Origin of the sequence: Ketobacter sp. MCCC 1A13808 (genome assembly GCF_009746715.1) — a bacterium.
Lineage (GTDB): Bacteria > Pseudomonadota > Gammaproteobacteria > Pseudomonadales > Ketobacteraceae > Ketobacter.
Map to the genome: position 1 here is coordinate 33,721 of NZ_VRKW01000009.1, position 21,121 is coordinate 54,841.

Sequence of the window (21,121 nt, forward strand, 5' to 3'; positions counted from 1 at the left end):
TCAACAATATGAACATCGAAGATCTTACAGCGGATTCCGGTATTTTAATTTGCGGTCACGGCAGTCGCGCAAAAATTGCAGAACAAGAGTTCAGCTTGCTTGCTACCGGTTTACGCAACCGCTTTCCGACACTTAAAGTGGAATACGGTTTTCTGGAATTTTCAGCCCCCAATCTCCATATGGCACTGGATAAATTACGCCAGCAAGGCGTTACCAACATCATTGCCGTTCCGGGTATGCTGTTTTCAGCGACCCATGCTCAGAACGACATCCCATCGGTACTGACCACCTATCAACAGAAGCACCCGGAAATATCCATAGAGTACGGTCGCGAGCTTGGGTTGCACGACAACATGATACAAGCCTTTCAGCACCGCATTCTTGAGGCTCTGGGCCACCACACACTGCCGGAGGCCGGGCAATTATATGACACTATGCTGGTCGTAGTGGGAAGAGGTACCTCTGTTACTGAGGCCAATGCAGAGGCGACAAAATTAACGCGCATCGTGTGCGAAAATTTAGGGTTCGGATGGTCGGAGACAGTTTACTCCGGGGTGACCTTTCCCTCAGTCGGGCGCGGCCTGGAGATGGCCATCAAACTGGGCTACAAAAAGATTGTCGTTGCACCGTATTTTCTTTTTGGTGGAAAGCTGATTGACCGGATCTACGCCTATGTTGACAAGGTTGCATCAGAAAATCCTGACATCAACTTTATAAAAACAGATTACTTACGTGATCAAACTCATGTAATTGAAACCTTTGTCGACCGCATTAATGAAACCATCGCCGGGCCTGAACCCGCCTTGGGGCTAATGCAACGGTTTCAGCAGCGACTGGCTGCAGGATTAGTTGATGTGCACCACCACCACGCAGAATATCAGGAGCATTCCCATCAACAGGGGCATCACTCTCACTCCCATCAGCATCATCATGATCACGGACACCACCATGCGCCCTATAAACACATCGCACACCCCAACGGGCCGCGAACAATGATCAATGAAAACCTGTGCTGCTGTTTTATGTCTCAGTTTCCACAGAGTCTGTTACAGGAATATACGATAACCGAATCGGAAGACCATCAACCCGGCTGTAAACCCAAAAATTCCGTTAGGATTAAAATGTTTTCCCAAGAAACGAAATAATCTCGTCTTCAGGCATCGGTTTGCTAAACCAGAAACCCTGAATGTAATTGCAGTCAATATTGCTTAAGAACTGGCATTGAGCGTCAGTTTCCACGCCTTCTGCCACCACATCCAGACCCAGTTTATGAGCCAGTGAAATACTGGCTTCAACGATGGTGGCATCGCTTACACTCTCAGTGACATCGCAGATAAAACTGCGGTCGATTTTAAGCGTGTGTAAAGGAAAGCGTTTTAAATAGGCTAACGATGAATAACCCGTACCAAAATCGTCAATCGCCATTCTCACGCCCAGTTTATTTAATTCGAAAAGAATGTTCGATACGCGTTCCGGGTCCTGCATTACAATGTTTTCGGTGATCTCGAGTTCTAACATATCCGGAGGGATTTGTGCGGCCTGAACGCAGGCGGTCACCTGTTCCAGAAAACCCGAATCCCTGAATTGGACTGCCGAGACATTCGCGCTCACCCGTATTCTGGGAAATCCAGCCTCACGAAACCGGTTGTACTGCTCGCATGCTTTCTCTATCACCCAGTGCCCCACCTGTAAAATCATCCCGGAAGATTCGAGCAACGGTACGAACTCAGCCGGAGATACCAACCCCCTGGCGGGGCTTCGCCAGCGTATCAGTGCTTCCACGCCCATCAGCTGGCGTGTCTTGGCATCCACTTGCGGCTGATAATATAAACACAGCTCATCGTTTTCAATGGCATAGCGAAGCTCGGTGTCCATGCGTAAAATTTCACGGCCCCGATAGTCCATTTCCGGAGCATAAAATTGATACTGATTGGACCCCAGCGACTTGGCGCGATACATCGCCATGTCAGCGTGCCTCAATAAATCGGTCTCATTGCTTCCGTCCTGAGGATATATAGCCACGCCGGTGCTGAATGTGACAAAAAACTCCTGCGTACTCACCGCGATGGGTGACTGGAACACCCGATAGAATTTACTAATGATGGAAATAATATCCACTGAATTGATCAGATCCTCGACCACCACGGTAAATTCGTCACCGCCAAGCCGGGCGATGGTATCCGCCGGCCGCAGACAATGGCGCAAACGATCTGCCACTTGACGCAACATTTCGTCACCCACCAAATGGCCCAGATTATCGTTTACCCGTTTAAACCCATCCAGATCCAGAAATAGAACCGCCACCAGGGTGTGCCGGCGCCGGGCGGAAGCGATCGACGACTTTAATCTGTCCAATAAAAAGTAACGATTAGGCAAGGACGTCAAACTGTCGTGATTAGCCTGGTGCTGCAGCTCAGATTCAAAGCGAATTCGCTCCGAAATATCACGCGCCACCAAAGAAAAATAAAGTTGGTTTCCTTGTTGTTCATTGTGTTTTAACACAACCAAGGAAACCGGCACCATCTGGTTCTGTGCTGAAGGGCGTTCAATCTGCGACTCACCTGACCAGGAGTCCTGCTGCATAACCAGCGGTATTATTTCTGTATCCAGCTGGCGAACCAGTTTCTCCGGAAGTATTGCGCTATACACAAGATCCTGAGTAGCAACCTGCTGTGAGACGCCCAACAACTGAAAACCTGAGGCATTTAAGTAAACCATTTCACCACTGGGCCTGAAAATAGCCACCAGATCCGGTGTCGCCTCCAACACGCTGCGCATGCGCCGCCAGGATTGCTCTGCAACCATTCGTGCAGTAACGTCCCGCCCCGTGGACACAAAGTGTGTTATATCACCGAGGTCGTTTTTAACCGGTGAAATGACTTTTTCCTCATAAAATTCGCTACCGTCCTTGCGCCGGTTGATCAACATACCCTTGTAGGTTTCCCCCCTCAAAAGCGTATCCCAAAGCAATTTAAATTGCTCCGGATCGCTGTGCTCGGTTTTGAGGCAGGAAGGCGTATCTCCCTTTACATCCGTCAGCTCATATCCGGTAAGTAATTCAAACGCGGGGTTTACATACTCAAAATGGCCTGACGCATCCGTAATGAACACACTGTCTGCTGATTGCCTTATCGCCTGCGAAAGTTTTTTAAGCGTATTTTCTGCATCACGCTGCTCTCTGCGATTATTAGCTTCCCGCAACTCACGGTCCATAATATGCCGGAGCCGTGACATATCCGATTTCATTACATAATCCTGAGCCCCGGACTTTATTGCATTGACGACGGCTTCTTCACCGATGGTCCCGGACACAAAGACAAACGGCACATCCTGATCCAGTCTGCGAACGATTTCTAAAGCGCGGGCGCCATTCATATTCGGCATGGAGTAATCCGAAAACACTATATCCCAGGGTTGGTCCAAAGCAGAGACCAGATCGGATTCGGTATCAACACATTTTGCTTCAATCTCCAGTCCACTTGCCTCGATATAATCGACCAACAACAGAAAATCGTCTTTATTATCTTCGACAATAAGGGTGTTCAGTTTAGATGAATCGTTTTCTGTTCTACTAACCATAACTTCTGTCAGACTCCGCCATGCTACTTAATTTTTGCGCCAGGTACAGGCTGATTCAACAACAGCCAATACAAACCAAGCTGGCCCGCAGCCAAAATAAATTCGTCAAAGTCTACCGGTTTTCTTACATAGCTATTGGCGCCCAGTGAGTAGCCCTTGATGCGATCTTCTTCCTCGTTAGAGGACGTCAAAATCGCAACCGGTTGCAGATTAGTACGTGGGTCAGCCCGAATTCGACGCAGCACTTCAAGACCATCTATTTTCGGTAATTTTAGATCCAGTAAAACGATGGCGGGCATATCTGAAATGTCCCGACCTTCATACATTCCGGTGCCGAACATATAATCCAAAGCCTCGACTCCGTTTTTTGCTACCACGACCTTATTGCCGATATTGTTCGTTGATAATGCGTCCAACGTCAGCAGAGCATCATCCGGATTGTCTTCCACTAACAAAATAATTCTGTCATCCATGCGGTCTTACTCCTCTCCTAAAGTAAAATAAAATACTGCGCCTTTTCCGGGTTCCGACTCCGCCCAGATCCGGCCCCCGTGCTTGTTGATCACGCGTTTTGCTGTTGCAAGGCCTATACCGGTACCCGGAAACTCCTCCGCATCATGCAAGCGCTGAAAAGCCCCGAATAGCTTGGCAGCGTAATCCATATTAAAGCCGGCTCCGTTATCCTGCACCGAAAATACTTGTTCTCCATTCAATTCTTTTGATTGCAATACAATCCTGGCGTCGTCGACCTGTCCGGTGAATTTCCAGGCATTGGAAATAAGATTAGTGAGTAACACTTTTAGCAACCGCGCGTCACCCTGCGCGTTCATCTCAGGCTGAATACTGACTGTGACCTTACGGCCGGGATCAATTTCCTGTAATTGCGATAAAACCTCTGATGCCAGTTTGCTGAGACTGACCTCTTCCCTCTGCATATCCGTTCGGCTGATTCGGGATAAGTCCAATAAGCCGTCAATCAAGCCTGCCATGTTCTGGGCTGCTTTTCGAATGCGCTCTAGGCGGTCTTTTCCCCTGTCGTCCAATTTATCAGCGTACTCTTTGATAATCGTTTGGCTAAAGCCGTCCACCGCCCTTAGCGGTGCTCGCAGATCATGGGAAACCGAATAACTAAAGGACTCCAATTCCAGGTTAATGGCTTTCAGTGCGTTGGAACGCATTACTAGATCGCGGTTTAATTCCTTGATATGAGCGACCTGCTGTTTCCGTTGCGTTATATCCCGGATAATCGACGTAACCAGGCGCTCATTTCCTCTCACTAACGGACTCAAACTGATTTCAACGGGTATTTCCATTCCGGATTTGGTGAGTAAAAACAATTCCTTACTGGCGCCCATTGAACGTACAACGGGGTTTTCAAGATAGCTTTGGCGATACTCTTCGTGATTTTCTCTTAGTCGTTGTGGCAATAGAATCTCGACATTTTGACCTACAAGGTCAGCACGGCTGTAACCTGTTACCCGCTCCGCTTCCACGTTGACCATGCGGATGACGCCACTCTGATCTGCAACCACGATTGAATCCGGAGCTCCTTCCAACAACTCACGGTATTGCACTTCCTGTTCAGCCACTTTTTGTTCTGATTCTGCCCGCAACAGTTCTTTCTGCGCTAAGCGGCTGCAAACGATCAGCAGTAATCCGAACACCAATGCGAACATGTAAAGGTAGTTACGCTTTACGTCCGCGTGCTTTTCCTCGATATACGATTTTGGAGTAAAAATGAGTACATACCAGTGGTTTTGCTTAAGGCTTTCTCCCCCCGGTGTCACAGAATTTATATCCAAACGATGAAACGTAAATAGATCCTGGTTTTGAGAAGCTCGCCCGACCTCAAAATTGTTTTGCATTTTTTCCCAGACTTGCGGATAGGCAATCGGCATCGTGTGTTGCTGGCGCTCTGGAAACATGAACCCCCACTCCTGCTCCGGTCCTCTTCCCAATAACCAAAAGCCCTTATTATTCAGCAGCCAAATCTCACGTCCGTCACCGGGACTAAATTGGCGTAACTCATCCAGAATTTGAGTACCAAGATAGTTAAGCAGTATACTGCCGCGGAATTTTCCGGATTGGTTAAAAACAGGTGTTCCGATTCTGATTACGGGTTTGAGTGGAATTTCGATTCTGCCTCGCTCCAGGTTAAGATCAAAAGGAGAAACATAGATATCGCCCGGGCTTAACGAGTGAATTTTTTTAAAATAATAGCGCTGGGATTTATTCTGCAACTGCGCCTGTGGCACCACCAAGGACTGCCCACTGACACGATCCAGTCTTATTTCCTCCATGCCTTGAGCATTCAGGAATCGCACCTGGTCGTAAACCGGAAAGCGCTCCTGAAACCATTGAAAATCTGCGATCACTGCACTTTTATTGAGCCCGCTCGGGTATTCGATCCAGCTTTTCATATTGGGTTGACCGGCAAGATACAAAGCGTCTGCACCCAACGTTGCCAGCGCATTCCTTTCCACTTGCGTAGCCAGCTCAACGCTACTGATGTCTTCTTTTTCCAGCAGTTTATCTAAGGTTTCTATTTCCTGGTGATAAAGCAAGCCAATCACTACCGCAACAATGAGCAGTAGCGGCAGAAAAAAACGCCCTAAAAGCCGGTAATAAATCCATTTACTGAACATCAGATTTTATTGATTCCATTCAACACTGATCAGAAATTTTTACACCTGTGAAGTTATCTGATGAATTAGGTCACTCCAACATCAAAGTGCATAGCAGACCGATAATTAAAGTCTAGTTCAGGTCTGAACGTTGTAGAAGGTTTCCAACGAATTAAATAAAGTACAGATATGGAGATTAACAAAGGCTAACGGGGAACCGGAATTATCTTGGTAGAGAGTGCAAATCGGAAACACCAATTAGGCCATATTTGGCTTTCTGTTTCTGCCACGCACAAAAAAAGGCACCGGAATCAACCGGCACCCTAAATTGCTACTATCCAATCTAAAACAGCGTATGGGTGCTGGAATTAGCTCACTTTCAATACTAATTTTCCGGTATTCTCACCCCGGAACAGCATCAGTAGAGCATCGTGAAACTGGTCGAATCCTTCCACAACGTGCTCACGACTTTTCATTTTTCCGGCAGACAGCCACCCAGCCATTTCCACCGCAGCTTTTCCGAAATTTTTGGTGTAGTCCATCACCACCATACCCTTCATGCTGGCACGGTTCACCAATAGCGACATATAATTTTTCGGGCCTTTCACTTCACCAGTTGTATTGTATTGAGAGATAGCGCCACAAATTACCACTCGTGCACCCATCGCTAAATTGGCCAGCGCCGCATCCAGAATATCGCCGCCCACGTTATCAAAATAAACATCTATGCCTTTAGGGCAATGTTCACGTAGGCCTTTATATACATCGTCGGCTTTGTAATCGATCGCTGCATCAAATCCGAACTCATTCACCAAGAGATCGCATTTTTCCTTGCCACCGGCGATGCCAACCACCCTGCAACCTTTGATTTTTGCGATTTGTCCAACGATGGTTCCCACTGCGCCCGCCGCGCCGGACACCACAACCGTATCACCTTCCTTAGGCTCACCCACTTCCAACAAACCAAAATAGGCTGTCATTCCGGGCATCCCCAACGTACCAATATAAATAGGGAGCGGCGCTAATGACGCGTCCACCCGATTCACGCCCTCACCATTTGAAATGGCGTATTCCTGTACTCCGAAAGCACCTGTTACTGCGTCACCTTCGTTGAACTTGGGGTGTTTCGAGGCGACCACCTTGCCCACCGCTAAAGCACGCATCACTTCCCCTATACCCACAGGTGGAATATAAGATTTACCTTCGTTCATCCAACCGCGCATGGCAGGATCTAAAGAGATGTATTCAACCTTCACCAGAAACTGGCCATCTTCCGGTTGCTGCACTGGTTCTTCTGTTCGATTCCAGCCTGACTCTTTGGGTAATCCGACCGGACGTTCCGCCAATCTGAATTGTCGATTGGTCAATGACATAGTGGTTCTCCTTGTTATTCATGGCCTGTTAGGGTGTCGTCACCGTACTGGATATTGATCGATATGGCCAGATTTTCAAGGCCCGTCAGGGCCGTTTTGCTATGGCTCCAGCCCGATAGATCGATAATGTCACTAATGACCAATTTGATGGCCTATACGACTTACTCAATCAAAAACCAAATGCGTGCTTGAGAACACTCCGGCCCGCATCACATCGCTCCCTTGCTTGTTAAGGCGGAAATTCTTACCCTAGTCGGTCTATTTTCGTTATCGGGAAGCAATCGAACATGCCTAACAATCAATCACTGATGCAACGGGATCTTAAGGTGCTGTGGCACCCTTGCACACAAATGAAGGATCATGAAACCCTTCCGTTGATCCCGATCAGGCGAGGTGAAGGTGTCTGGCTCGAGGATTTTGACGGAAATCGCTATATCGATGCGGTCAGTTCCTGGTGGGTCAATATTTTCGGACACGCCAATCCCCGCATCAACGACCGCATTAAGGGGCAGCTGGATCAACTCGAGCACGTGATTCTTGCGGGTTTCAGTCATGAGCCGATTATCGAATTATCTGAGCGCCTGGTTGCGATCACACCGGATAAACTCAACCATTGCTTTTATGCAGACAACGGTTCGTCGGGCATTGAAGTTGCGCTGAAGATGAGTTTCCATTACTGGCTCAACCAGGGCAACAAAAAGAAAACCAAATTCGTCACGCTTGGCAACAGTTATCACGGTGAAACCCTGGCCGCGCTGGCGGTAGGCAATGTTGAGCTGTATAAAAAAATCTATGAACCCTTACTGATGACCACTCTGACGGCCCCGAGTCCGGATTGCTATGCGCGTGAAGAGGGTGAAACCTGGGAGCAATACAGCCTGCGCGCGTTTGAAGGCATGGAAGAAATCCTGCGCCGCAATCACGAGGAAATTTGTGCCGTCATTGTCGAGCCTTTGGTGCAGTGTGCCGGCAACATGCGTATGTACCATCCCGTTTACCTGAAAAAGTTACGCGAGGCCTGTGACCGCTACCAAGTGCATATGATTGCTGATGAAATTGCGGTAGGTTTCGGACGTACCGGTACCCTGTTCGCTTGCGAGCAAGCCGACATTACGCCGGATTTTTTGTGTCTGTCCAAAGCGCTCACCGGCGGCTACTTGCCCTTGTGTGCGGTTTTAACCCATGAAACTATTTATCAGGCGTTTTACGACGAATACGAAACCATGCGGGGATTTTTACACTCGCACAGCTACACCGGCAACCCACTCGCCTGCGCAGCAGCCCTGGCTACGCTGGATATATTTGAGCAAGACAACGTAATCGAAAACAATCAAAAACTGATTCGCAAAATGGCCGCCGCTACGGCTCACTTTACGGACCACCCCAATATCGCCGAGGTGCGCCAAACCGGAATGATTCTGGCCATTGAAATGGTGAAAAACAAAAAAAACAAACAGCCTTTTGCCTGGCAGGAACGGCGCGGTCTGAGAGTGTATCAGCATGCACTGCAGAATCAGGCCCTATTGCGACCGCTGGGAAACGTGGTGTATTTCATGCCGCCCTATGTGATCAGCGAGGAGCAGATTGATCACCTGGCCAACGTTGCGTGGGATGGTATCAACATCGCCACGCAAGATTAATAAAGCGCAACTATTCTGCCATTAATGTTAACAACTCGTCCGTCTTTGCTTCCATCAGCGCCTGATCACCACGGGATTCTACGTTCAGGCGTACTAATGGCTCCGTATTGGACATACGCAAATTAAAACGCCATTCACCGAAGTCCATACTCAGCCCATCTACCCGGCTGATTTCTTTTGCACTTTCAGTATAAGCCGCTTCCACTTTGGCAATCACGGACTTTGCGTCGTCGATGGTACGGTTAATCTCGCCGCTGGCAGGGAAACGGGCGATACGCTCATCGATCAGTTGTGAAAGCGTCTTGCCACTGCGTGACATCAAAGCCGCAACCAATAGCCAGGGAATCATCCCGGAATCACAATACGCGAATTCCCGGAAATAATGGTGCGCACTCATTTCGCCACCATACACCGCATCTTCTTCGCGCATACGGGCCTTGATAAAAGCATGCCCGGTTTTACTTTCGACCGCCACGCCTCCGGCTTGCTCCACCACCTCAACGGTGTTCCAGGTCAAACGCGGGTCATGGATAATACGCGCACCTTTCTCTTTTAACAGAAACTGCTCCGCTAGCAGACCGACAATATAATAGCCTTCAATAAAACGACCGGTTTCATCGAACAAAAAACAGCGATCAAAGTCACCGTCCCAAGCCACACCAAAATCCGCTTTCTGTTCCAGGATAGCGGCGCGGGTCGCATCACGATTTTCTTTTAACAACGGATTGGGCACGCCATTAGGAAAGTGGCCGTCAGGCTCATTCAATAGTTTGGTGTATTTAAACGGCAACTTGGATTCCAACACATCCACTATCATGCCCGCACCACCATTTCCGGCATTCACGACCACATGATAGGGTTCCAGGTTCGGTACATCGACATAGCCGAGCAAATGATTTATGTAATCATCCATCACGTTTAACTGATGCACTGTTCCGGCTTGAGCGGCGTCTTCGAAGTCGCCGCTAACGCGATCTTTGATATCCAGAAGGCCGTTATCAGAACTGATCGGACGCGACCCTTTCCCCACCATTTTCATGCCATTGTAATCCTTGGGATTGTGGCTGGCTGTAACGGCAATGCCGCCGTCCATTTCATAGAAGAAAGTGGAAAAATAAATCTGTTCAGTGCCACTCAAGCCGATGTCAAACACATCACAGCCGGCAGCCGTGACACCCTTGATTAAGGCAGCGGCCAGGGCCGGACTGGATAAGCGGATGTCGTAACCCACTACCAACTTTTTAGCGCCGGTGACCTCCACATAGGCACGGCCAATCCGCTCCACCACGTCTTCATTCAGTTGGTCGGGCACGCGGCCGCGAATGTCATAGGCCTTGAATGCAGTTAAATCCATAACTATAAAACCCCGTAATTCACCCTTTGTGGGTTGTTAATGGTTGCCCCGACACCAGAATACCGAATCGAATACAGAAAAATCCGTTCGGCTCACCTGCTTCCGGGCTCAAGACCCAAGTATAAACCGAGCCGTTGCCGGGATTACACTCTCATCTATCGTCACCGGATGACGCCGTACCTGGTGATCCGCTGACACCCGCCTCACCTTTCAGCGCTGTGATTGATCTTTTGTATCTCCACCACCAACTGTTTGGCCAGATCGCGGATATTGGCCGTGATCATTCGCACCCCGGTACTCACCAATAACCGCACTAACGAGAGCAAAAGAAACCCCGCCAGAATAATGGAAAGCAGACCACTGATCTTGAATATGCCTACCGGAAGAATCATGTTGCTTCCCTGTATCACCATCGTTCGCTCCGCCACAGGCATGTTGGTAAGATAATGATAAATCGGAAATTGCGCCGGATCATTCAGATACACTCCCAATTGATTGATGCCGAATAACAGCACCGCAGCCCCCATTGCAATCAGCGCATATCCAATTAATTTAGTCATAACAACCACTCTGTCATTAGAATCGGGACAATGATAAGCGATCTGTTCTAGAATGTTAGGGTATTCATCCAATTTATAACCAGTTGAAAGTTTTACCCATGCGAACACCCCGAATATTTCAAGATATGCCTCTGATAGAAGGCAACACGATTGCCATGAATGACAGCGGTAGCCACCATCTCAGTAAAGTCCTCCGTAAGTCCGCCGGCGATCCGGTGATACTGTTCAACGGCACCGGCGGTGAATACCACGGCCTGATCGAGGCCATCACACCCAAATCGGTACAGGTGTCGCTTGATTTCTTCGTGGAACCGGACCGCGCCGCCCCGCTACACCTGCATTTAGGCCAGGTGATGGGCAAAGGCGACCATATGGATTACGCGCTGCAAAAATCAGTGGAATTGGGTGTAAGCGAAATTACGCCTTTACTCAGCCATCATTGCGAAGTTCGCCTCAAAGGCGCACGCCTGACCAAAAAAATGGAACAGTGGCGCCATCTTATGATCAGCGCCTGCGAGCAAAGCGGGCTCAATATCGTGCCGACTCTGAATCCGCCATTGCCCTTGCTGCAATGGGCTGAACAGGTGGAAGCCGACCGCAAATGGATACTGCATACCGAAGACCTGCCGAGTAATCCATTTGCACAGGACGCACCGGAATCAGTGTGCTTTGCGGTGGGCCCGGAGGGGGGATTTTCAGATGAAGAGGTAGAACAGGCGAAAGACTTTGGCTTTGACTGCATTACACTGGGGCCGCGAGTTTGGCGCACAGAAACAGCCCCCGTGGTGTTATTAAGTCTATTGCAATTAACCTGGGGCGATTTTCGATAAACCGAGCCGGGCAATCACTGTCAGATAATGTTATTCAGAGCCCGCTCTACTGTCACCAGATCCGGGATGACCGCCCGTTCCCCACTCACCATCACCAACATATCGTAGGCCTGATCTTCCGTCGCGGATTCTTCGTTTCCGAGTTCTTCGGGAAACACCCTTACCAAACGGGGGATTCCCTGCACCGAAATAGCGTAAAAGGCATTTTTATACTCTCCCACACCATTAATCACAGCCAGCCGCTGACCTATGTTGGCATCTTCAATTTCGTCGTTATTCATCAATTCCAATGACACCACCGGCAACGTAATACCGCGCCAATCTACTGTTCCCAACATCCAGGGCGGGGCATCATCGGTTTTCTCGGGCTCATCCCAGGTGACGATCTCGGCAATGGCTACGTTGGGCAGTAGCAACGGGCGCCCGATCATGGGGATTAGTAGGCTAGCGATCTGTTCTGGGGCTTCTGCCATGGTGATATCCATCTTGTTATGTTCTAGGGCAAGCGCAATTAGCCTGCCATTGATTCGGAATAGTGCTCAGCAATGTAACCCGACAGGTGATGCGCCAACTCCACCGGTGTGCCGCTGAACGTAACACAACCGGTTGCTCTGGCAGAATCCGGCATCGAGCTGTTGGCACAGGACCCGCTGTTTTGAGCCCAGACTTCGATGCCCATTTCCCGCAACTTGGCGGCAGCGATCGCACCGTCGTTGCCCATACCACTGAACAGTATAGACCCGGTTTGCACACCAAAATGATCGGCCATTAATGCCATAGCCTGATCAATCGATGGTGAATAGGGCCCTTCCCAGGGCTCCTCGAACAGCGTGACCTGTGAAAATTGATTCACCGTCATTACCTGATCCAGCGGTGCAATCATTATCTGTCCATGACTGATGCGACGACCGGATAACGGCTCCACAAATTTAAAGTGACTGTTTCGCCCCCAGACCTTCGCCAGGGTTTCCTGGAAGCCGGGATCAATATGCTGTGCAATAACGAAAGCGATCGGCAGGCCCGGAACCAGGGCTTCCAAAAACTCTTTTACTGCGGCCGGGCCACCTAATGAGGCACCTAATACCCACACGTTGGACGCAGGCTCCCCTTCTTCATAATGACTTTCTACCAAGGTTGCTTTTACCGGCGCTGGAGAATCGACCGAGGATTCATGTAACACCTCAAGATCGCTGCAAACCGGAGCGGGAGATCCCACAATGTCTTTTAATTTAGAGTAAATCTTTCGTTCCCAGCGCTGGAACTGCAAGCTGTTCATGCCGGGCGCATTGCCTTCACCTAACAGAATCGGGGCTGTCGCGATTTCAAATAACTGCACAATAAAATCCGACCATTTGTCCTCATCTTCCAAGTCAACCAGCCAAACGTCGGTTCCAGGATCCTGAATAACAACGTCACTGACTTTATCCGGCGACAAGCTAACTGCCACATTGTAGCCCACTGATTCGATGGCTTTGCATACAACGTGCCTTTGTAAAGTTGAGTCTGCTATCACCCCGATACGGGGGTTTGGCTTGTGGCTCACTTAACGTTTACTCACCTGACTTTGCTCACCGGGATCGACCCCATTCACGCTTCCTGTTTTATCAATTCGTCTATTGTTTCCAGCAATACGGTTTCCTGATAAGGCTTACCGAGATAACGATTCACACCAATACTCATCGCCCTGTCGCGGTGTTTTTCACCGGTACGCGATGTAATCATAATAATAGGGGTATCTTTCAGACGCTCATCATGACGAACCAGTGTCGCCACCTCGAATCCATCCATACGCGGCATTTCTATATCCAGCAACATGACGTCCGGCTTAATATCCTGTAGCTGAGTGATGGCATCAACACCGTCTTTGGCCGTGACCACTTCGAATCCGTTGCGCTCCAGCAAGCGGCTGGTTACCTTACGCACGGTAACCGAATCGTCTATTACCATCACCAGCGGCGTTTCATTCACCTGTGCCAGCGGCGTTTCATTCACCTGTGCCAGCGGCGCACTGAATTCTTCACCGTCTATACCAATCTGAGCTTGCTCAGCGCGAATCACGGCGCTCAGATCAAGTATGATAACCACGCTACCGTCACCCAGAATGGTGGCTCCGGAAATACCACTGACCGCCGCCAATTGTGGGCCTACCGATTTCACCACCACTTCCCGTGAACCCAACAAAGAATCCACTTGCAAGGCAACCGCATGATCCACACCACGCACCAGCAACACCGGCAAAGGTTTCGTGTGACCGGACAAATTCGGCACCGGCGTGTTATGCACGTAGCGTCCCAAATAACGCACACCGTATTGCTGGCCTGCGTATTCAAAACTGGGGGCATCCGGTTGATAGTACGCTTCCAGTTCGTAGGGGCTGACACGCACGATACCTTCGATATTATTCAAAGGTATGGCATACAAATCTTCGCCTACTCGCACCATCAAGGCACGGTTCACCGAAACCGTAAACGGCAGCCGCACGGTAAATTGCGAACCGCTACCGGGTGCTGAATGCAGTTTTACACTACCGCCCAACTGCTTAATTTCGCTGTGTACCACATCCATACCCACACCACGACCGGAAATTTGCGTCACTTTCTCGGCCGTGCTGAAACCCGGCTTGAAGATAAACTGCATAATTTCTTTGTCGGTCAGCGGCGCGCTGGCTTTCATCAAACCACGCTCGATCGCCCGATTCTTAACGCCGTCCAGATTGATACCCTTGCCGTCATCGGTCAGGCGCAATACCACTTCACCGCCTTCCCGAGCCAGGTGAATAGTAATACGGCCGGTTTCCTTTTTGTTTTTCGCAACACGCTCTTCCGGCATTTCCAGACCGTGATCCACCGCATTACGCAACATGTGCTCCAGGGGTGGCACCATCCGTTCTAAAACGGTCCGATCCATTTCACCCTCTGCACCGATGATTTCCAGCTCGGCTTTTTTGCCCAATTCGCCGGCGATCTGGCGCACGATTCGACGCAAACGTGGCACCATCCGGGAGAACGGAACCATGCGGGTGCGCATCAGGCTTTCCTGCAACTCACTATTAATACGGCCCTGCTGGATCAATAATGTTTCTGCGTCACGGGTGCGATCGACTAAGGAATCCCGTAGATCGATCATATCCGATACGGTTTCACCCAGAGAACGTGAAATCTGGTTCAGCGTGGAATAGCGATCCATTTCCAGGGGATCGAAATCTTCGTACTCCTGGCCTTCGGTTTGCGCTTGCTGATAGCGATGCAGAATTTGCGCTTCGGTCTCGATATCAAGTCGTCGCACCAATTCCTTCGCCCGCTCGATGGTCATACCCACTTCGTCAATAACGTGGTTGAAGTCGGTAATTTCCTGTTCAATCCGGCCGCGGAAAATGGAGGTTTCACCGGCCAGATTAACCAAACCTTCCATCAGCTCTGACGGCACTTTGATACTTTCACCGCTGGCGCGTTTAACTTCTTCCGCATGGAACGCTGAGGCCGGGAATACATCGGATTTGGCAACGTTCACTTGCAACGGAGCCAACGTTTCGGGTTCGGCAGCGGACTCCGGTTGCTGCGCTCGGGCCACAGCCGAATCAATATCTTCATCCAGCGTAAACTCGAACTCGGCGCTCTCTGCTTCGCCGGCAGAAAGGATAAGTTCACTACCATGCTGGCTCAAATGCTCCATTTGCTGGAACAAACGGTCGTGCTCGGATTGAACTTTACTGAAGAAGGCGTCATCCAGTGCCACCCGATCGGTTTCGCTTTGAATCAAAAAGCTTTCGAAGTTATGGCTCATATTCCCGATCTGAACCAAACCGGCTAAGCGAGCACCGCCTTTCAGAGTGTGCAGCAACCGCTTCATTTCATCTAGGTGTGCCTGGTTATCGCGATCAGCCAGCCAGGCGTTAATCGTATTATCGATCCCTTCAGTGAGTTCTTCCGCTTCCTCAATAAAGATCTCGAGAATTTCGGTATCCAGCTCTTCACCATTACCCCCCAATGCAGACAACGCACTGGTATCCTGCTCAGCCGGGGTGGCGAATGCAGACCCCTGCAGATTAACCGTTAATTTTTCCGGCTCAGGCGCAGGTTCAGCCGCCATGGTTTTCAGGCGGCCATGGGTAAAGTCGTCAATCTTGCCGATCAGGTCGTCTGCCGGTGCCGCCTGCTGTCCACTCTGAATGGATTCGAACATGACGGCTAGCCGATCGTGGCATTGGTGCAACAGATCAAACAACACCGGTGTGGCGGTGAAGTTTTTCATGCACAAGCCTTCGTATAGATTTTCCAGGTGATGACCCAGATCACCCATTTCTTTCATGTCGGACATTCGCGCACCCCCTTTCAGGGTGTGCAGATTGCGTTGTAGACCCGCCACAATATCCAGGTCATCCGGTGTCTCGATCCAGGATTGCAGTTGCTCTGCTGTGGTATCGAGAATTTCCGACGCCTCTTCCAGAAAGATCTCGACCAGCTCCGGATCATAATCACCGGATACCTCGTCACTCACGACTACTTCCGGCTGAGCGGGCTCTTCTTCCAATTGATCAATTTCTTCAAAGTTGAAGCTAGCAGGTTCTTCAACGTCGTCTTCATGGCTGATAACAAACTCTTCGGTTTGCAGCTCCGGTGGAGCATCGTGCTGATCGCCCTCCACCACCAAATCGGCGTCATCGATGTCAAGCTCAAAACCGGTGGCTTCGCTATCGTCAACGATCGGCTCTTGTTGGGACGCCAGGTCGGCATTATCCTCCGTTAAAGAAAATGTCTTTAACGGGTCTTCAGCTTCATCGGCTTCGTGTGCGCTAGCAGCAGTATCAAAAGCATCAACGGCGAAACTATCTGCTTCGGCGTCGGGCTCGGCTTCCAGAACTTGTTCCTGATCCGCTAGTGATTCAATAGTGAAGGCGTCCGGCTGAGGCGCGTCGGTTTCGCTGGCTTCTGCTGCATTCATTTGCTGATGCGCGGTATCCAGCTGCTCACTCATCTGCGGAGCCTGATCCATCAAACTTTGCAGCCGCGCAATGGTCTCGTCAGCCGGATTAGCGGGCTGTCCGGCGGCGATAAAGTCCATCATCGTCACTAATTCTTCATGAGCATCATGGGCGGCTCTGAAGAACGAGTCGTCGGGAGTGACCATACCATTGGAAGCGGCTTCATACAGCTCTTCCAATGTCATGCTTAATCCCACCACCTCATTCAACTGAGCTGCGGTCGCACTGCGGGCAAGAATGCGTAATTCCTGCCGCAACTGATCCAGCTTTTCACCCGGAACCGGGTCGTTCTCCCAGCTGCGCAGCTCATCGCCCGCATCCATTATCAGATCCATTGCTTCGGCCAGGAATACACTGACCAGCTGCGGATCCGGTTTACCGGACTCGGCCGAATCAATATCGTGAGCATGCTTGAGCTTATCTTCACGCATCTCATTAAGACGGGTCAGGTATTCCTCACTACCGATGATCGGTGCAGCAGGGTGGGACATTAAATCTTCCAGCCCTTGCTCGATTAACTGTACGAAATCACCCAACATCAATTTGATATTGTCGTCGGCGGGTACACCCTGCAAATGACATTCTTTATAAAAGCGTTCCGTAGGCGCTGCCAAATCTGCAATGGGCTGTATACCGGCCATATGCGCACTGCCTTTTAACGTATGCAGTGCCCGTAACATGTCGTCGCTGAGTATTTGGGCCGGCTCATTATTCAGATAGGTCTTCAGCGTTTCTAGATGAGAAGAAGCTTCCTGGCTGAAAATGTCCACGAGTACGGAATCGATTTCCGATTCCGGTTCTTCGGACCCGGGTGTTTCAGGTGCCAGTGATTCTGCTTCCGCTTCCGGGATCTCCTCAACCACCGGTGGAGCTTCTTCTGGAGCGGGAGCTGCAGCATCCAGGCGAAGATCAGCCGGCAACGACGGTGGTGTTTCGCCTTTTGCCAGGGCATCCGCTACCGCCGCCAAAGGGTCTACATCGATATCGGGTTTAACCCGGTCTTCAAACGCCTTCACCAACTGTGGGATCACTTCTGTGACCCGCTCCACTATTCCGGTTACTTCCGTTGTCGTTTCAATATTCTTGTCCAGCACGCGGTTCAGCATATTCTCAACTGACCAGGCTAGCTCGCCCACCACGGTGGCACCGACCATACGGCCACTGCCTTTCAATGTATGGTAGGCACGGCGTAATTCTTTTAGCGCTTCTTCGTTATCGTAATCTGAAATCCACTGGGGCAAATATTCATTAATGGTTTCCAGAACTTCGCCCGCCTCTTCAATGAAAATTTCGATGACTTCCTCATCGATCAGATCATCTTCTTCTTCCGGCTCTGGCTCGGATGGCGCTTCCGCTATTTCGTCTTCACTAAAATCAATCTGAATGAATTCATCTTCTTCACCATCCACCAAATCGAATTGCAGCTCTTCTTCCAACTCTGCTGTTTCCGTTTCAGAAGCGCCGACGGATGCCGGAGTTTGCAGGTCAAATTGCTCTGACTCTGCTCCCGATTCAAGATAGTGACTCTCCGATCCTGAATCACCCTGCAAGGCAGCCAGCTCTTCAGAATCAATGCGTTCTGCGGGATAACCCAGATTAGCTACCGCGTCTTCCGCGATAGCCAGGATATCCTCATCGCCAGGAAAGCGGTCGCCCAGGCGTTCCAGATAATATTCCACGCTGGTGATCGCATCAGCCAACGTATCCAACTGCTTCCAGTGCGGTCGTTCATTGGCATCAATCAAACGCTCACTGATAAAAAGAATACAACTTTGCAATAATGCCGCTGGATGGCTCAGCGGCACCATCAGCAGTCCGCCGCGGACGCTGTGCAGAATATCCGGTACAGCCTGCAATGAGTTACTATCAAAATCAGAGCTGATGTATTCAGAAATGGCGTCTTTCGCGTTTTCCAGCCCGGCCCTGGATTCTTCTATAACCGCAGAGCGGGCTTTGCTGATCTGCTCCGGTGAGACATATTGTCCATCCGTTTCTTCATCATCATTGATCGCAGCAGAAGGATCATGCGCCATCCCCTGCAATGTCGCTTCCACATACAACAATGCGCCAGCTATATCCATCAGCTCATTGTCGTCCGGCGCCTCCTGGCTTTCTATCATGCGGCCGATGGTATCGATTTGCTCCGCAATAACCCGACGCGGATTTCCCACACCCAGCACCGCCAGGGTATCTGACACCTGCTTTAGGGCCGGGATGACAGTCCGCAATTCCTGAGTATTGTAGGCGTCGCCCCGCATAAATAGATCCAGGGTTTCTTTAATGCCACCCAGCTCTTCCAGCAGAACTGTGACAACAGACGCAATGGTCGATTTACCCGGCCCGGATAAACTACGCTGTTCGCCATCCAGTAATACTTCCGACGGCAGCGCACTATCCAAACGGAAGGCTTCTTTTACACGTCCGATACGGGCGGTTTCACCTTCACTTCCGGCCACATAAAACAGCAGATTCTTTAACAGATCGGTGGGTACCGGTTCACCCACTTTTGCCCCGGTATCGATACTATTTTTGAGCTGGCGGTCGAGCTGACCAAACAGCATTTTTACCGAGGTTCCCAGTTCAATATAATTCCGCGACACCCCTTCAACCAATGCTGCGGAAACCCACCACAACTGGCCCATTGGCGTATTGCTATAAAGCTGCTCCAGTTTAGCCAGGGATTTGGCCATATAGCCCAGATTAGTCGGCATATCCTGATTACGAATCAGACCCACCAGAGCGAACTGGTAGAGTTGACGAATTTTTTTCAATAACTCGGGTAACTGCGCCAATGCCTCTTGTGAGACGGTTTCTTTCGGAGCGGCTTCACCCCCGGCCTGCAGATCCGGTTTGAACAATACTGTTTCGGATAATAGGTGTTCGCCACGCGCCGCGCGCAGATCATTCAGTAGCGGCAGAACCAGAACCGGCATGTCCCGCTGGCCATCCTTGATGCGTTCCAGATATTCCGGCAATTGAAGAATGGCCCGCATTAACACTTCTTGCGCGTCTTCAATTCGTTGCACCTGTTCGTTGATCAGCGCAATCGCCAGATTTTCCATTTCTTCGGCAACTAAGGCAGCACCGTAGAACTCCACCATTTGCAGCGTACCCGTCACCTGATGCAGGTGAGCGAGACAAAAACGCATGCGCGAGGAGTCGTCTGGATTCTCTTCAAACGCTTCTAACGATTGTTGCGCCTGTTTCAGGGTTTCTTCGATTTCACCTTTGACCCATTCCAGCGCTTGATAATCGTGTTGATCAGCCATGTCTGCTCCTGGCTCTGGTTATAGTTGGTTGCGTTTTCTATACGCGAGGGTGTCTTTGAACTGAATGCGTTCCAAGTCCGGGCGTTTCCAATCAATCACTTCGCCCACACCCAACACCATAATGCCACCGGGTACTAACCGGTCAGCCAACTGTGTCACTATGTCTTTTTTGCGCCAACTCTGAAAATAAATCAGTAAGTTCTGACAAAACACCACATCCACGTTCTGCATGGGGGCGGCGCGTAAATCCAGTACGTTAATTCGCGCAAAACAAACCCGTTCTTTCAATCGCTTGATGACACGACTGCGGCCGGGCTCCGCTGTTTCAAAATATTGATCGACGTAATGCTTGTCCAACCGCTCCAATCTGCGTGCGGCGTAAACTCCGTCCCGCGCTTTGGCCAGCGCCGGTAAACTGATGTCGGTTGCGGTTATGCCGTAGTAACATTTACGGCTCTGCTCAGACACCAGTTCATCCAACACCATCGCCAGGGAATAAGCTTCCTCTCCCGTCGCACAGCCTACGCTCCACAACTCGATATCTTTACGACCTTCGTCCTCATAGAGCTTGCGGCAATAATCCACCACTAACTCATAAGAACCCGGATGCCTGAAAAAACTGGTTTCCTGAACGGTTAAGCGGTCCACCAGGGTTGCCCATTCGACCTCCCCTGATAAGCCAGACATTAATTTATCGTAGTAGATATCGTAGTCAGCGCAGCCAATTTCGCGCATACGGATGTTGAGACTGGTTTCGAGAAATGATTTACGTTCGAAGGAAAGCTGCATGCCGGTGCGATCTTCAAGCAGCGCGCGCCAACGGTTAAATTGCTCGTCGTTGAGTTCGGATTTCCCGTAAAAGCTCCACTGTTCTGCTGGCACTGACATTGCTCCCGACCTCGACACCCTAA

General features: G+C 50.2%; 13 protein-coding genes. 3 read left to right on the forward strand and 10 right to left on the reverse strand.

What is annotated here, in order from left to right:
- The first annotated feature begins 8 nt into the window (after positions 1 to 8).
- A complete protein-coding gene (locus FT643_RS15935; RefSeq protein WP_156872416.1) occupies positions 9 to 1,145 on the forward strand; it encodes a sirohydrochlorin chelatase in 1,137 nt (378 codons plus the stop codon).
- On the opposite strand, the gene FT643_RS15940 is transcribed toward FT643_RS15935, so the two are convergent.
- The 4 genes from FT643_RS15940 to FT643_RS15955 form a co-directional block, all read right to left on the reverse strand.
- On the reverse strand, positions 1,117 to 3,579 hold the full coding sequence (locus FT643_RS15940) for an EAL domain-containing protein (RefSeq protein WP_156872417.1): 2,463 nt from the start codon (positions 3,577 to 3,579) through the stop codon (positions 1,117 to 1,119). The genes FT643_RS15935 and FT643_RS15940 overlap by 29 nt on opposite strands.
- A gap of 23 nt (positions 3,580 to 3,602) precedes the next feature.
- Entirely contained in the window at positions 3,603 to 4,052 is a 450-nt protein-coding gene (locus tag FT643_RS15945) for a response regulator (RefSeq protein WP_156872418.1), read from the reverse strand.
- A 6-nt stretch (positions 4,053 to 4,058) separates the two neighbouring features.
- On the reverse strand, positions 4,059 to 6,224 hold the full coding sequence (locus FT643_RS15950) for a sensor histidine kinase (protein ID WP_156872419.1): 2,166 nt from the start codon (positions 6,222 to 6,224) through the stop codon (positions 4,059 to 4,061).
- Between the two features lie 347 nt (positions 6,225 to 6,571).
- Positions 6,572 to 7,576, reverse strand: coding sequence for an NADP-dependent oxidoreductase (locus FT643_RS15955; protein WP_156872420.1), 1,005 nt, complete (start codon positions 7,574 to 7,576; stop codon positions 6,572 to 6,574).
- 287 nt (positions 7,577 to 7,863) lie between these two features.
- On the opposite strand from FT643_RS15955, the gene FT643_RS15960 reads away from it, so the two are divergent.
- A complete protein-coding gene (locus FT643_RS15960) occupies positions 7,864 to 9,216 on the forward strand; it encodes an adenosylmethionine--8-amino-7-oxononanoate transaminase (RefSeq protein WP_156872421.1) in 1,353 nt (450 codons plus the stop codon).
- 10 nt (positions 9,217 to 9,226) lie between these two features.
- Here FT643_RS15960 and FT643_RS15965 read toward each other — a convergent pair whose 3' ends face one another.
- The gene (locus tag FT643_RS15965; protein ID WP_156872422.1) at positions 9,227 to 10,570 is read right to left on the reverse strand and encodes a phosphohexomutase domain-containing protein; all 1,344 of its coding nucleotides are present in this window, start codon (positions 10,568 to 10,570) and stop codon (positions 9,227 to 9,229) included.
- A 203-nt stretch (positions 10,571 to 10,773) separates the two neighbouring features.
- Positions 10,774 to 11,130: a hypothetical protein gene (locus FT643_RS15970; RefSeq protein ID WP_156872423.1), complete on the reverse strand. Its 357-nt coding sequence runs from the start codon at positions 11,128 to 11,130 to the stop codon at positions 10,774 to 10,776.
- A 98-nt stretch (positions 11,131 to 11,228) separates the two neighbouring features.
- Between FT643_RS15970 and FT643_RS15975 the strand changes: the two genes are divergently transcribed.
- Positions 11,229 to 11,960: a 16S rRNA (uracil(1498)-N(3))-methyltransferase gene (locus FT643_RS15975; protein WP_156872424.1), complete on the forward strand. Its 732-nt coding sequence runs from the start codon at positions 11,229 to 11,231 to the stop codon at positions 11,958 to 11,960.
- Positions 11,961 to 11,980: 20 nt separating this feature from the next.
- On the opposite strand, the gene FT643_RS15980 is transcribed toward FT643_RS15975, so the two are convergent.
- Genes FT643_RS15980 through FT643_RS15995 form a run of 4 tightly spaced genes read right to left on the reverse strand, consistent with a single transcriptional unit; the run spans position 11,981 to position 21,098 of the window.
- Positions 11,981 to 12,433 (reverse strand): chemotaxis protein CheW, encoded by a 453-nt coding sequence (locus FT643_RS15980; RefSeq protein WP_198043611.1) that lies wholly within the window; start codon positions 12,431 to 12,433, stop codon positions 11,981 to 11,983.
- A gap of 38 nt (positions 12,434 to 12,471) precedes the next feature.
- A complete protein-coding gene (locus tag FT643_RS15985; RefSeq protein WP_156872426.1) occupies positions 12,472 to 13,503 on the reverse strand; it encodes a chemotaxis protein CheB in 1,032 nt (343 codons plus the stop codon).
- Positions 13,504 to 13,547: 44 nt separating this feature from the next.
- Complete coding sequence (locus FT643_RS15990; RefSeq protein WP_156872427.1) at positions 13,548 to 20,210, reverse strand: Hpt domain-containing protein; 6,663 nt, start codon at positions 20,208 to 20,210, stop codon at positions 13,548 to 13,550.
- Between the two features lie 18 nt (positions 20,211 to 20,228).
- Complete coding sequence (locus FT643_RS15995) at positions 20,229 to 21,098, reverse strand: CheR family methyltransferase (RefSeq protein WP_156872428.1); 870 nt, start codon at positions 21,096 to 21,098, stop codon at positions 20,229 to 20,231.
- Between the last annotated feature and the right edge of the window lie 23 nt (positions 21,099 to 21,121).